This window comes from Nitrospirota bacterium, from assembly GCA_040755395.1.
GTDB lineage: Bacteria > Nitrospirota > Nitrospiria > Nitrospirales > Nitrospiraceae > DATLZU01.
In genome coordinates this window covers 11631-25162 of the sequence record JBFMAX010000005.1, presented here as the reverse complement: position 1 = coordinate 25162, position 13532 = coordinate 11631, and the positions used below count along the sequence as shown (strand labels likewise).

The 13532-nt window shown below is 60.7% G+C and carries 13 protein-coding genes; 12 read left to right on the top strand and 1 reads right to left on the bottom strand.

Translation table 11 applies throughout. The annotated features are described in order from the left end of the window. Positions 1 to 154 precede the first annotated feature (154 nt). The 12 genes from AB1555_09710 to AB1555_09655 all read left to right on the top strand — a co-directional run bounded on the left by AB1555_09710 (position 155) and on the right by AB1555_09655 (position 10596). On the top strand, positions 155 to 928 hold the full coding sequence (locus AB1555_09710) for a flagellar hook-basal body protein (GenBank protein ID MEW6246973.1): 774 nt from the start codon (positions 155 to 157) through the stop codon (positions 926 to 928). Between the two features lie 113 nt (positions 929 to 1041). Beyond that, on the top strand, positions 1042 to 1833 hold the full coding sequence (gene flgG, locus AB1555_09705) for a flagellar basal-body rod protein FlgG (protein MEW6246972.1): 792 nt from the start codon (positions 1042 to 1044) through the stop codon (positions 1831 to 1833). Between the two features lie 19 nt (positions 1834 to 1852). Continuing rightward, positions 1853 to 2614, top strand: a complete 762-nt coding sequence (flgA, locus tag AB1555_09700; GenBank protein ID MEW6246971.1) for a flagellar basal body P-ring formation chaperone FlgA — start codon at positions 1853 to 1855, stop codon at positions 2612 to 2614. Then, on the top strand, positions 2601 to 3314 hold the full coding sequence (locus tag AB1555_09695; protein ID MEW6246970.1) for a flagellar basal body L-ring protein FlgH: 714 nt from the start codon (positions 2601 to 2603) through the stop codon (positions 3312 to 3314). Before flgA ends, AB1555_09695 begins: the two co-directional genes overlap by 14 nt. Before the next feature lie 123 nt (positions 3315 to 3437). After that, positions 3438 to 4598 (top strand): flagellar basal body P-ring protein FlgI, encoded by a 1161-nt coding sequence (locus tag AB1555_09690; protein ID MEW6246969.1) that lies wholly within the window; start codon positions 3438 to 3440, stop codon positions 4596 to 4598. 64 nt (positions 4599 to 4662) lie between these two features. Further along, complete coding sequence (locus tag AB1555_09685; protein ID MEW6246968.1) at positions 4663 to 5151, top strand: rod-binding protein; 489 nt, start codon at positions 4663 to 4665, stop codon at positions 5149 to 5151. Then, complete coding sequence (flgM, locus tag AB1555_09680; GenBank protein ID MEW6246967.1) at positions 5120 to 5422, top strand: flagellar biosynthesis anti-sigma factor FlgM; 303 nt, start codon at positions 5120 to 5122, stop codon at positions 5420 to 5422. The genes AB1555_09685 and flgM overlap by 32 nt, the downstream gene beginning before the upstream one ends. A gap of 90 nt (positions 5423 to 5512) precedes the next feature. Then, the gene (locus tag AB1555_09675) at positions 5513 to 6022 is read left to right on the top strand and encodes a flagellar protein FlgN (GenBank protein ID MEW6246966.1); all 510 of its coding nucleotides are present in this window, start codon (positions 5513 to 5515) and stop codon (positions 6020 to 6022) included. 4 nt (positions 6023 to 6026) lie between these two features. Further along, complete coding sequence (flgK, locus tag AB1555_09670; GenBank protein MEW6246965.1) at positions 6027 to 8051, top strand: flagellar hook-associated protein FlgK; 2025 nt, start codon at positions 6027 to 6029, stop codon at positions 8049 to 8051. A gap of 14 nt (positions 8052 to 8065) precedes the next feature. Beyond that, positions 8066 to 9835, top strand: coding sequence for a flagellin (locus tag AB1555_09665; GenBank protein ID MEW6246964.1), 1770 nt, complete (start codon positions 8066 to 8068; stop codon positions 9833 to 9835). A 29-nt stretch (positions 9836 to 9864) separates the two neighbouring features. After that, entirely contained in the window at positions 9865 to 10110 is a 246-nt protein-coding gene (gene csrA / locus AB1555_09660; protein MEW6246963.1) for a carbon storage regulator CsrA, read from the top strand. Between the two features lie 9 nt (positions 10111 to 10119). Further along, entirely contained in the window at positions 10120 to 10596 is a 477-nt protein-coding gene (locus AB1555_09655) for a flagellar assembly protein FliW (GenBank protein ID MEW6246962.1), read from the top strand. A gap of 21 nt (positions 10597 to 10617) precedes the next feature. On the opposite strand, the gene AB1555_09650 is transcribed toward AB1555_09655, so the two are convergent. Continuing rightward, positions 10618 to 13524, bottom strand: a complete 2907-nt coding sequence (locus AB1555_09650; GenBank protein MEW6246961.1) for a response regulator — start codon at positions 13522 to 13524, stop codon at positions 10618 to 10620. Positions 13525 to 13532: the final 8 nt, after the last annotated feature.

Genomic DNA, 13532 nt, shown 5'->3' with positions numbered 1-13532 from the left:
AACGGTCAATGAAAAACGGTGAATGGAATCTGTAAGCCATTGTCAGTTCTCCGTTTACGGTTAGCGGAGAACTGACAACGGTCAACGGAAAACGGTGGCATGCATGTTGCGAGTCCTTTCGGCTGACGCTCACGCCTACTCAGGGAGCCAGACGATGAATCGAGGCATTTATCCCATTCTCTCCGGCGCACTGGCTGAAGAACGGCGCATGCAGCTCCTTGCCAACAACATCGCCAACGTCAACACGGCTGGGTTTAAGCAGGACGAGCAGGCCTTTCAGGCAGTGTTCACCCGGCGCATGAGCGGTCCGGCTCCTCAAGTAGGGCTCACCACCTTCATCGCGAACATGATCACGGCGCGACCGACCGGAGGGTCGGAACGGGTGTTCTCCGCGCCGCACAGGGTGAAGACCGCGTTCGAGTCGGGCCGGGTGCGCATGACCGGCAACCCCTTGGATGTGGCCATCCAAGGTGACGGGTTTTTCGAAATCAAAACGCCGCAGGGTCCGCGGTACACGCGCAACGGAATGTTCTCGCTGGATCACCAGCGACGGTTGGTTACGAATCTTGGTTATCCGGTCATGGGGCTGAAGGGAGAGATCAGGATTCCGCCGGGCACGATCCAGATCACCGGTCAAGGGACGATTCAGGTCGACGGCCGGACGGTTGCCACACTCAAGGTGATGAAATTCCCCGACGACGCTATGCCGGAGAAGGTGGCTGAAGGACTGTTCTTCGGGGAGAAGGCCGAACTGATGAAGAATCCGCAGATCCAGGCCGGCTACATCGAGGAATCAAACGTGAACGCGATCGGAGAGATGGTCAAGATGATTCAAGGGATGAGGGTCTATGAGGCGGCTCAAAAGCTGATTCGGACCTTTGATCGGATCACGGAAGTGGCGATCCAAGATGTCGGACGAGCTGGATAACGCAAGGGTTAGAGGTAAAGGGCCGGGGGCGATGGGCGAAAGAAGAAGGCAGTAAGCGGAGATTTCTCCTAGCCTCGTGCCCGCCGCCGTGCGCCCTTTTTGAGGAGGAAACGATGATTCGCGCCATGTGGACTGCGGCCACCGGGATGACCGCGCAGCAACTGAACGTCGACACCATCGCCCACAATCTGGCGAACGTGAATACCAACTCGTTCAAGCGGAGCCGTGCCGAGTTCGCGGATCTGCTCTACCAGATTCACCGGCTGCCGGGCACCAATGCGTCGAACGTCGGCGTCTTTCCCGTGGGCGTCCAGGTCGGCGCCGGCGTCAGACCCGTTACGGTGGCGAAAGAGTGGATACAGGGCAACATGCGGCAGACCAACAACGAATTGGACCTGGCCATCGACGGCCCGGGCTTTTTTCAGGTGGCCAGGCCGGACGGCACCATCATGTACACTCGCAACGGGTCGTTCAAACGGGATAATGTCGGCAACCTGGTCACGGGCGACGGCGACCTGCTCAACCCGGTCATCACCATTCCGTCCGGCGCCCTCAAAATCGACATCGCTCAGGACGGCACGGTCTCCGTGCTGTTGCCCGGCGTTACCCAAGCGTCGCAGGTCGGGCAGATCCAAATGGTTCGTTTCGACAATCCGTCCGCGTTGATTGCCATGGGGAACAACCTCTTTCTTGACAGTTTCGCATCCGGTCCGCCGATTCAGGGCACTGGCGGCTTCTCAACCGGCTTCGGGGTGATCCAGCAAGGCTTCCTGGAGAGTTCGAACGTCAATTTGGCGGAGGAAATGGTCAACATGATCATCGCCCAGCGCAGTTACGAGATCAATTCCAAGACCATCCAGGCGGCCGATGAAATGATGGCGATCGCCAACAATCTGAGACGATAGAAGGTACGGAGCCGGCAAGATGGCGCAGGCCTTGAGAATCGGGGTTGCCGTCTGGGCGTTCATGGGTCTCGCGCTCGGGTGGGCCGAGGCGGCCCAACGCGGATCCGGAGAGTCGATCCCGGTGAGCGCGAAGAGAAACGGCTTCGTCGTCCAACCGGAACTCATCCGCCAGACGATCGCCCGCCATCTCGAGCGACACTTCGGCGGCAAGGCGCACGAGGTCCGGGTCACGCTGCTCGACCCGCAGGAACCGATCCCTGCGCCGGGAGGCGCGCTCGAATTGGCCGTCCTGCCCGGTGCGCTCCAAGAGGGTCTAGGCCGCCGTCTCTTTCGCGTGCTGATGCGGGCGAACGGCCGGGATGCCGGTACGGTCGAGGCGCTGGCGGACATCGCCGCGTACGCGGATGTCGTGGCGGCGAAACGGCTGATCAAGCCGGATGAGCTAATCGAGGCGGACGATTTGACCCTCACGCGGGTGAAGCTCGTGGATCTCAAGCACAACTTCGCCGTGGACATGAACGACGTCATCGGCAAGAGCGCCGCCATTCCCATTCAGGCGCAAAGCCCGGTACGGCTGTCGGTGCTCAGGAAAGCCTACGTCGTGCGCAGGGGCGATCGGGTCACGATTGAAGCGAAAGGCGGGGGGCTCTACATCCACACCGTGGGCGTCAGCAGGTCTGCGGGTCAACTCGGGCAGTACGTCTCCGTCGCCAATCTCGATTCCGGCCGGGAGATCAAAGCCAAAGTCGTCGCCCCAGGAGTGGTCCGTGTTGACTATTGATCGCGGAGGCCTTCGGGCCGGATCCGGTCTCGCGTGCCTGGCGCTGGCGATCGGCGTCAGCCTCGCCGGATGCCAGTCCACTGAACCGGTCCAATCCAAAGTCGTGGTGGCGCCTTTGCCTCCTCCCAAGACCACGGGCTCGCTGTGGCAGGAAGAAAACGGGCGGGCCTATCTCTATGAGGATTTGCGGGCCATGCGGGTCGGGGACATCCTCACAGTCAAAATCGTCGAGAAGCACAGTGGGTCCAAGACTGCCGATACGAAGGCCGAGCGGGAATCCACCATCGAGAATGGCTTATCGGGAACGGGAATCGGCTATCTCGGCATTCCGGGATTCCGGCTGGGCGCAGAAGCGAAGCGCGGACTCGGCGTTGATGCCGGCGCCAAAAATAAGTTCGGCGGAAAAGGTGCGACGAGCCGGGCGGACACGTTGACCGGCACGATCTCGGCGATGGTGACGGAGGTCCTTCCCAACGGCGATCTTCGCATCGAGGGCAGCCGGGAAGTCACGGTCAACAGCGAAAAGCAGGTCATGAAGATCGCCGGGGTTGTCCGTCGTGTCGATGTGGATACCAAGAACACGGTGCTCTCGACGGCCATTGCGGATGCGAGGATCGAATATTCAGGCTTGGGGGTCGTCGATGACGTGCAACGGCCTGGCTGGTTGGTGAGAATTCTGGACTGGATTTATCCGTTCTAAGGGGAGTGGATCCGCGTGAGAAGGGGGACAGTCCCCACGCGGTGCCTGTCCCCGGTTGGACCGTGCTCATGAGGAGCCAATAGCTTGCCGCTGGCGGTCAGGAGTCGGTAAGAGGGAACCGGGATGAGACGCTTCTCGCCGTTTACCATTCGATCCTCTCAGGTTCGTCGCACTCTGCTATTCGCCATTTGCTATGTGTTGCTAGCCGGAACGGCCGAAGCCGTGCGGATCAAGGATATCGGCACGTTCGAAGGCGTGCGCGAAAACCAGTTGATCGGGTATGGCCTTGTCGTCGGCTTGGATCGCAGCGGCGATCAGGTCATCGGCGGCCAGTTCACGATCCAAGCGATGATGTCGATGCTCAATAAGATGGGGATTAATCTGGTGATCGACCCGATTCAGTTGCTGACGCGGAACATCGCCTCGGTGATGGTGACGGCCAAGCTGCCGCCTTTCGCAAAGCCCGGCATGACCGTCGACGCGGTGGTGTCGTCGATGGCCAATGCCAAGAGCTTACAGGGAGGAACCTTGTTGCTCACCCCATTGAAGGCGGCGAATCAACAGGTGTACGCCGTGGCTCAAGGACCGGTGTCGATCGGCGGATTCCTGGGCGGGGTCGGCGGGGCCGGCGGCGCGACGGTGACCAAGAACCACCAGGCCGCCGGCGTGGTGCCGGGCGGCGCCATCATTGAGAAAGAAGCTGCGGTCAACATCGAACACTGGGATTCTGTGTCGATTTTGCTGCGGCAAGGTGATTTTACGACTGCCATCCGGACAGCGGAAGCAATCGATAACATGTTCGGGCGGGGGACAGCCGTTCCGGTGAATGCCACGCTGGTGAAGTCGTCGATTCCAAACAGTTTTCAAGGTCGGGTCGCCGAGTACATCGCCCAGATCGAGGGCCTCGAGGTGGCAGTGGACGCGCCGGCAAAAGTCGTCGTGAATGAACGGACGGGCACCGTGGTGTTGGGCGAGTACGTACGGCTCTCGACATGCGCCATCTCGCACGGCAATCTCACAATCTCTGTGAAGAGCACGCTCAACGTGTCGCAGCCTCCGGCACCGGTCATCGGGTCCACCGGCGGCCAAACGGTTGTGACGCCAGATGTGCAGGCCGAAGTGAAGGAACAAGAAGCGCGGTTGATGGTGGTGGACGAGACGGTCACGCTCGGGGATGTGGTCAGGGCTCTCAACGCCGTGGGTGTCACGCCACGCGACCTGGTGGCGATTTTATCGGCGTTGAGATCGGCTGGCGCGTTGCAGGCGAATCTCGAAATCATCTGACCCCGACGACCGCGTGGATCACAGGGTCAGGATCATGGCGCTGTTCGGGATGAGGAGGTTGTGAATGGACAGTATCGTGCTGCACGATACGAGCCGAGGCTTGGCCGAGCTGAGCCTGAGCCGCGCGATGGACCGAGCCGGGCACGCCGTTACGGCCAACCCCAAGGATTTACGGAGTCTCAAGGAAGCTGCGCAAGAATTCGAAGGCTATTTCATCGGGCAGTTGATGAAAGCGATGCGGGAAACGGTGCCCACCGGCCTGTTCGAGAACAAAGCTGGGCAAATGTTCTACACATTCTACGATCAGGAGATCGGCCGGTTGGCCGCCCAGGCTGGCGGTCTCGGGTTGGCTGCGATGATCGAGGCCCATTATGCTCATAAGCAGGCGGAATCAGGTGATAAAATAACGCTCAAGTCCGGACCGATTTTTGCCGATATAACAACCGACGGGGCCGAAAGTGCAGGGGGACAGGGGCGCTCTCTGCAGGTTTTGCCCTCCGGAGGGAATAAGGAGTTGAGCGATGCGCATTTCAGGCAACGGCCGGGCAAATGAGCTGGCCAAGGTTCTGCTCGGCGTCCAGGAGACGGAGAAGGTTGCCGGCAAGAAGCAAGGCGACCTTTCTGTCCGCCGCGATCAGGTTGAGATCTCGAAGGAGGCCAAGGAGCTCCAACGGATCAAGACTCTGATCGATCAGCCCGATCTCGTTCGGACCGAACGGGTCGAGCAGATCCGCAAGGCGATCGAGGCCGGCACCTACGACGTGAAGGGCAAGCAGGTCGCGGACGCAATCATTCGGGACGTTCTGACGGACGCCGTTCTCTGATCCGCTCCTCTCTGCTGCAGGACCCCGATCTGAGCAGGCGGCGGCCGGGGACGCACACTGGCTCAGCCGGACCCTGACGCGGGGAGACGTATGCGGGACATACACTCGCTCATCACCCACCTGATCGATATCCTCCGCCGTGAAGAGATCCAATGCGATCGGCTGGAAGCGACGGTTCAGCAAGAGCGGATCGCCGTCCGCCGTCTGGCGATTCAACAATTCGCCGAGATCAACGAAACCAGGGTGAACATTCTCCAGACTCTTCAGGCCTTGGAAGAGGAGCGCTCAGCCGTGATGGGGCGTCTCGCGGATGACTTGAAGCTCGACCGGGAGAAGATGAGCCTGTCGGTCGTGCTCTCGCGCGTGAAGACGCCGGACGCCCGATTGCTCGACCAGCGACTCGAGAATTTCGCCGCCACGATCCGTCGAGTTCGCCGTGAGATCGCTTTGAACGCCATGATGATCGCCGACTTCCAAAATTTCTTGTATCGCGGACTCAGGGTCTGGCAGGACGCCATGGGCGGGGACGGGCTCTATTCGGCTTCAGGCCGGGTCCAAACGGCTGGCGCCGCCGCGGCGATGGTCATGCAGAAAGGTTGAAGGGATGGGACTCACGGGACTGTTCGACATCGCGAAGACCGCATTGACCGTCGCACAACAAGGGTTGACGGTGACCGGTCACAATGTCGCCAACGTCAATACACCGGGCTATTCCAGACAGGAAGTGATGCTGAGTGAAAACCAGCCCGTGAATCTTCGTCCAGGACAGATCGGCACAGGCGTTCGGGTGACGCAGATCCGCCGGGCAGTCGATACCTTCATCAACCGCGAACTGACACACTCCTACGAAAGTATCGGACGCCTCACGGTGACGCGTGACGAATTGTTCAGGCTCCAGAGCTTGTTCGGGGACTCCAACGATCAGGGACTCTCGGCCCTGTTCGACGAATTTTTCAAGGCGCTGTCGGATGTCTCGACTGCGCCGGGCCAATCGACTCCGAGGTCTGTGCTGCTGGCCAAGGCCGGCACGCTCGCCGCAGGTTTGAACGAAACGGCCTCCTATTTGAGCGAATCTCGCCTGGCGTTGAACGCCCAAGTCAAACAGACCATCACGGAAATCAATAGCCTCGCCGACCAGATCGCGGAGCTGAACGGGAAGATCGTGTCGGCCGAAGTGACCGGGCAAAATGCCAACGACCTGCGGGACCAACGGGACCAGGCGCTGAACGACCTCGCTCAACGGATTGATATCGCCGCGATCGAAACCCCGACCGGGGCGGTGTCGGTCTTTATCGGACGAGGCCTGTCGCTTGTCGAGGATGCGACCACCCGCAGTCTCACGGGTGTCGAAAACTTGGACAACAACGGTTTGGTGGAGGTCGGCTACAACATCGGGGGGACGAAGGCCCTCGTCATCACGTCGCAGATCTCGGACGGGAAGCTCAAGGGACTGTTGGACGTGCGCGATGTCACGATCCCGCAGTTGCAGCGTAGCTTCGACACGTTGGCCGCCTCGCTCGCGAACGAAGTTAATCAACTGCACCGTCAAGGATACGGCTTGGACGGATCCACCGGGTTGGACTTCTTTGTGCCGCTCTCGGTGACCACGGCGAGCAAGAGCGCGAACACGGGCACCGGGGTGATTGGAAGCGGAGCCATTACGGCCAACAGCCTGCTCGCCTTCCACGACTACGAGATCCGGTTCTCATCGGCGAGCGCTTATTCGATCATCGATGTGACGACCGGCGTCCCTATCAAGGGAAACTACACCGGAACGGCCATTGCCGCGCCGACCCCGGAGACGCCGATCCTGATCGTCACGGGCACGAACGACACCTTGACGCTCACGGTGGACGGGGTCGCCTCGGGCACGGTCACGTTGACCGGCGCGGCGCCTCCCGGACAGCCTTACACTAGCGGAGCCGCCCTAGCTTCTGAGCTGCAGAGCAAGATCAACGCGGATGCCACGCTAGCCGCTGCGGGAAAGAGCGTCACCGTCACCTTTGACGTGATGACCCGCCGGTTCGTTATCACCTCGAACTCAGCGGCGTCCACTTCGGCGGTGGCGGTCACTGGCGGTACTGCGCGCGCGTCGCTGGGTCTGCTCAGCGGAACGAGCACGGCTGCTTCGGGGACGTATAGCGGTCCACAGAGCTTCAACGTGGATGGCATCAGCGTGACCCTGAGCGGCGCGCCGGCGGTCAATGACGTGTTCGCGTTCAACTCGCGGACGGATGCGGCGAAGAATCTTTCCGTGGCTATTACCAGCGGCCAACAAGTTGCGGCTTCGTCCACACTGGCGGGGATTCCCGGGAACAATGCGACCGTGCTGGCGTTGATCGCTCTACAAAACACTGCCTTGGCGAGTCTGGGCAACCTGACGTTCAACGACGCCTACCGGCAAGCGGCGACCGGTCTTGGGGTCTCGGCCCAGGCGGCGGACCGGGAATCCCAAGCCCGCCAATTCATCCAAGAACAACTGCAGACGTTCCGGGCGCAGGTTTCCGGAGTCTCGATCGACGAGGAGCTGGTCAACATGATGAAGTACCAACGGGCCTTTGAGGCGGCGTCTCGCATGATCGTCATCGCAGACGAGATGATGCAGACGCTGCTCGGTCTGAAACGCTAAGAAGACAGAACGGCATGATGCGCGTCACGGAACAACAGATTTTCTCGGTCCTGACGAACAACCTCCAACGGGCGCGGGTGCGACTCCTGAACACGCAAGAGCAGATCTCCACGGGCAAGCGGATCTCCCGCCCCTCCGATGATCCTGGAGCCTTCAACACCATTGTGTTCGACAAATCATCGCTGGCGCAGATCGACCGGCTCCTGCGGAACATCCAATTTGCGACGGCCCGAGTGGATCTGACGGACAAGGCCATGACCCATACGGCAACGATTTTGGCGCGCGCGCAGGAGCTCGCTATCCGTTTGCGAAGCGACACGAACGGAGCCTCCGAACGAGCGATCGGCGCGCGAGAAATCCGCCAGATCGTCCAGGAGTTAAAACAGATCGCTAATACGGAACTTAACGGCGAGGCAATCTTTACCGGAACCAGCGCACACGGGCGAGCTACCGGCGTCGCGATCAACGTACCGGTGACGCTGACCAACGGCGTGAACGACACGCTGCAAGTATCGGTGGACGGCATTTCGTCCGGTTCGGTCGATTTGACCTCCGGAACGGAAGCCTTGAGCGGTTCAGCGCTGGCCGCACGGCTGCAAAGCCGCATCAATGCGGACTCCGCCCTCAGCGCAGCGGAGAAAAGCGTCGCGGTCACGTTCCAATCAGGGCGGCTGGTGATCGCCTCAAACGGGTATGGAGAAGTTTCGTCGGTTCGAGTCATCGGTGGAAGCGCGCTCGCGTCCCTCGGATTCAACGGCGGGAGTACCACGACCGGCGCTAATCCGTTTCAGGTCACGGCGACCACGGAGGCGGCCGGTACGAACACCGGGGGCGGCTTGATCGCGCAGGGACGGGTCACGGACCAAAGCCTGGTGACGTTCGACAACTACATCATCCGGTTCAGCTCGCCGACCGCCTTCGATGTCTACAACGTGTCCTCGCCTGTTACAGTCGCCGCCAATGGGGCCAACACGGGAGGGGCAGTCCTAACGGACGCAGGGGTTGTTGAGCCGACCAAGGTGACCTTGGACGCTTATGAGATCCGGTTCACCTCCTCGACGCAGTTCGACATCGTGAACACGACGACCGGGGCTACCGTGTCCGCCGGCAACAGCTATGTATCCGGCGGGGCGATCGACTTCGACGGACTTCGGGTCGTCTTGAGCAACGGTACCAAGGGTTCTCCCCAAAGCGGAGACCGCTTCGCGGTCACGCTGAATGCTCGCGCCGTCTTGACCAATCAGGCCTATGGCTCCGGCAACGCGGTGAGCTTCGACGGCATCCAGGTCTCCATCGCCAATGGCGTATCGGGTCCTGCTGCGGGAGACCGGTTCAGCATCGTAGCCGGGGTGCAGTACCAGGGAGACGATAGGCTTCAGAACGTCGAGATCGGAGACAACCAGACGCTCAAAAGCAACGTGCCGGGGAGCCAGGTATTCAGCGGTCCGACGGCGGACCTTTTCGCCGTGATGGTCAATCTCTACGGGGCTCTCAACGGAAACTACCGGGGAGGGATTTCCCAGGCTCTGGCCGACGTGAACAAGGCATTGACCCAGATCGGTTCGGTCCAGGGTGAAGTTGGGGCACTCGCGAATCGTCTGGAAACGACGTCCTTGCGTCTGGACGAAGCCAAGGGCTTCGTCACCGAGACGCTGTCGCGGAACGAAGATGTGGATCTGGTGAAGGCGATCTCGGACTTGACGCTGCAACAATATGCGCTGGAGGCGGCCAGTCGAGCCCTGACGCGGATTTTCGACAACACCCTGCTGAGATTTCTACGCTAAGCGGTGAGAGGCTAGGGGTGAGAGCCAACATGTTGGTACTGACGAGAAAAAAGGGCGAAGGCGTGACCGTCGGCCCCGACATACGGATTGTCGTGCTTGGCGTGAAGGGAGGGCAGGTCCGGCTGGGCATCGAGGCCCCGGTGAACGTGGAGGTCCACCGCGACGAGATCTACACCAGAATTCAGGAAGAGAACAAGATCGCCGCCGCGACCAAGGTCGTTCCCCTGGACGCCTTTAAGAACTTCATTCCCGGACTCGTCCGGCGTGGCTGTTGAGGATCGTCTATGAGAATCGCCTCCACCCGCTTCGGCCCGCTTGATATCCACGACGAAAAGGTTCTGACGTTTCCCTCGGGCATCCTCGGGTTTTCGGATTGGACCAAGTATGTGCTTCTGGACCATGACACGGACGTGGCGTTCAAGTGGCTGCAATGCGCGGAGGAAGGAAGCTTGGCCTTTGTGATTATGGACCCGGCCCTGTTTAAGCCGGACTATCAGGTGGAGATCCCGGACGAAGCGTTAGCCGAAGTGAAAGGCCGGGATGCGGATGATCTGGCGCTCATGACTATCCTAACCATTCCTTCCGAAGATCCCGCTCGGATCACCGCCAATTTACGAGGGCCGATTCTGATGAACTGGCGCACCAAGCTGTGTAAGCAACTTGTTCTGGACGAACGCTATCCGACCCGCTATCCGCTTTTCTCCGGGGACCAGCTGCAGCCATCACGGTCCGCGCAGCCGCAAGCCGCCTGCCAGTCGTAGCCCAAGTCCGGTTCTGATAGCTCAAGATCGTTCTTCTGGCGAACGCAGAGGCTTGCCGCCATCCAGACGGTTTCGCAGCGCTTGAGCCAGGCGAGTCACTTCACGCTCAAGGTTCATGCATGCGCTCTTGGCTTCCTCCATCAGGCCAAGCCGACAGAGGGCTTCCACGTTTCCGGCGGCGTGAGCCAGGTCCCGTGCGCACAGATTGGCGGCTGTTCCTTTGAGAGTATGCACGGCTCGTTCCAGCGCGAGGCAATCTTGCGCGGCCACGGCCTTGCAGGTATCGTCCAGCATCGCCGGGTAGCGCGTCAAAAAGAGGGAGATCAGTTCATCTTGCAAATGAATGTCGCCGCCGACATTCGCAAGCATGGTGTCCGGGTCGAAGACGGTGGGCGGGAGTGCCACAGGGTCTGGGCCCGACGCCGACTCGTCGGTCACTGCGGTGGGGACGGTGAGCGGTGCCGTCCCTTCCCCTGGCTGAGCCGGCGAAGGAGCAATCCAGCGGTCCAACGCTGCGCGAAGGTCTTCGGTCTTAATCGGTTTCGCTAGGTAGTCGTCCATGCCGGCGGCCAAGCAGCGTTCTCGATCGCCCTGCATCGCGTTGGCTGTCATGGCGATGATCGGAACTCGTGAGGGGTGAGGCATAAAGGGTGAGGCGTGGAAGGAAGAATTTGTCGCCTCACGTTTCCGAATCAGGCGCGTGGCTTCAAGCCCGTCCATCTCCGGCATCTGGATGTCCATGAGGACAGCTGCATAGGTGGCGCGCTCGAGCGCCTTCACCACCTCGGCCCCGTTCACGACGACATCAACCTGATATCCTAGCTTCTCCAATATCCTGACCGTGACCGTCTGATTCACGATGTTGTCCTCGGCTACCAAAATTCTTGTCCTGGTTCGGCCGACAGCCAGCGCATGACCTGTGATGAACGGCTGGCCGGACAGCTCAGGGCGACGCTGACCGGGTTCTTTCGCCGTCTGGACACTTACCAGACCAAGCACCGTCCGAAGACAATCGTGCAGCTGATCCTTCCGGACCGGCTTGGTCAGATAGGCGACGGCGCCGGCATCGCGCGCCTCCTGCGCATGCCCACGCTGGACCCATGACGTGAGCATCACCAACGGCAGCGCTGCAGTGGCCGGATCGGCCTTGAGCGTGCGCGCCAACTGGAGACCGTCCTGGCCGGGCATACCTATGTCCAGAATGGCCAGGTCATAGGACCTTTTGCGCGCCGCCGCGCGCCGTACCAGTTCAAGCGCCTGAGCGGCGCTGTCTGCCCGGTCATCCACCATACCCCAGGAAGACACTAAATGATGCAGAATCGTCCGGTTGGATTCGTTATCGTCTACGATCAAGATCCGGCGACCGCGTAATTCCATCGCCGCCAACGAGGCCGGCTGGACGGTGGCTTGTTGGGCCAATCTGACCGTAAACCAAAACGTGCTCCCTCGGCCCGAGATGCTATGGACGCCTATGCGGCCCCCCATCAGTTCGACCAGCTTTTTACAGATTGACAAACCGAGTCCGGTTCCCCCGTAGCGTCGTGTCGTGGAACTATCGGCCTGCGTGAAGGGTTCAAATAAACGCGCTTGCGCATCCGGGTCTATGCCGATACCGGTGTCCGATACGGAAATATGCAGCAGTACCTCGCCTGACGAAAGGGCGGGAGCGCCGGCAAGATCTTCGTGTGGCGCGGGTTTTACTTTCAGCACGACTTCCCCCTGGTCTGTGAACTTCACGGCGTTGCCGACCAGGTTGGTGAGTACCTGTCGGAGACGGCCGGGATCGCCTCGTAAGGCCGTGGGCACGTCCGCGTGAACCAGCCCTGTGATCTCCAGCCCTTTCGTTTGGGCCGGTTCAGCGAATTGCATCAATACATCCTCGACCATCGCTCGCAGATCGAAATCGATGTGCTCGAGTTCCAGTTTCCCCGCTTCGATCTTGCTGCAATCGAGAATGTCGTTAATGATGGCGAGCAGTGCCTTCCCGCATTGCCGGATGGTCTCCGTGAACGACCGTTGCTCCTGCGTCAGCTTCGTGTCGAGCAACAACTCGGTCATGCCGATCACGCCGTTCATGGGCGTGCGTAGCTCATGGCTGATAGTGGCCAGGAAATCGGTCTTGGCCTTGGATGCATGTTGCGCTTGGGAGAGGGCGGCATCAAGCTCGCGGTTGGCGACTCGCAAGTCCTCGGCCGATCGCCGCAACTCCCGCTCTGCCGCTTTAACGATCGTCATGTCGATCGCATAGCCGCGTACGGATTGGGTCGCTGCGACCGGGCAGAAGGTCCAGGAGTAGGAAGCGGTTCCGACATCGACATCCTGGCTGTGAATGGGAGTGCCAGACTTTAAGCAGCGACTGACAAGGCCGCTCATCCCGGACGGAAACACCGCTGGGAACCCCGCCTCGTTGTATCCGAAACGCTCCAATAGGGTCGTCATCATGGGATTCGCGTAGTAGAGATTCGCATCGGCGTCCAGCTCGACAACCGGGTAGGGGCTTTCCTCGGCGATGGCGGCGAGGCGGTCGCGGTCACGCTGCAGCTCGAGTTGGGGTGTCAGGTCTCGAAAACTAAAGACCGTCACGCCAAGCGAATCCTTGAGCGGCCTGCACGTCCATTCGAGGGTGACCTCTCGGCCGTCGCGGCGTCGGATCACCGCTTCCCCGCCGGAGCTTGTCTGCTGCTGCCGAATCGCGCCGACGATGGCCTGCTGTCCGTTCGTGTGGTTGTTCGCGTCGCCGGACCAACCCAGGACTTCGCCCAGGCATTTTCGTCTGAGCGAAGCCTCGCTCCATCCCAGTAAACGTACCGCCTCCGCGTTCGCGGCGAGGATGTGTCCGTCGTGATCCAAGAGGCACACTCCGACCGGCAGGGCGTCCAAAACGGCCCGGTCCACCGTTTTCTCGTCGATCGCAGAGTCGGCGTTCACCGACCGTC

Excerpts from the sequence above, each read along its gene's own strand:
- AB1555_09655 (MEW6246962.1), top strand. The coding sequence starts at position 10,120 with ATGAGAATCGCCTCCACCCGCTTCGGCCCGCTTGATATCCACGACGAA.
- flgG (MEW6246972.1), top strand. The coding sequence starts at position 1,042 with ATGATTCGCGCCATGTGGACTGCGGCCACCGGGATGACCGCGCAGCAA.
- csrA (MEW6246963.1), top strand. The coding sequence starts at position 9,865 with ATGTTGGTACTGACGAGAAAAAAGGGCGAAGGCGTGACCGTCGGCCCC.
- AB1555_09675 (MEW6246966.1), top strand. The coding sequence starts at position 5,513 with ATGCGGGACATACACTCGCTCATCACCCACCTGATCGATATCCTCCGC.
- flgM (MEW6246967.1), top strand. The coding sequence starts at position 5,120 with ATGCGCATTTCAGGCAACGGCCGGGCAAATGAGCTGGCCAAGGTTCTG.
- AB1555_09710 (MEW6246973.1), top strand. The coding sequence starts at position 155 with ATGAATCGAGGCATTTATCCCATTCTCTCCGGCGCACTGGCTGAAGAA.
- flgK (MEW6246965.1), top strand. The coding sequence starts at position 6,027 with ATGGGACTCACGGGACTGTTCGACATCGCGAAGACCGCATTGACCGTC.
- flgA (MEW6246971.1), top strand. The coding sequence starts at position 1,853 with ATGGCGCAGGCCTTGAGAATCGGGGTTGCCGTCTGGGCGTTCATGGGT.
- AB1555_09690 (MEW6246969.1), top strand. The coding sequence starts at position 3,438 with ATGAGACGCTTCTCGCCGTTTACCATTCGATCCTCTCAGGTTCGTCGC.
- AB1555_09685 (MEW6246968.1), top strand. The coding sequence starts at position 4,663 with ATGGACAGTATCGTGCTGCACGATACGAGCCGAGGCTTGGCCGAGCTG.
- AB1555_09665 (MEW6246964.1), top strand. The coding sequence starts at position 8,066 with ATGATGCGCGTCACGGAACAACAGATTTTCTCGGTCCTGACGAACAAC.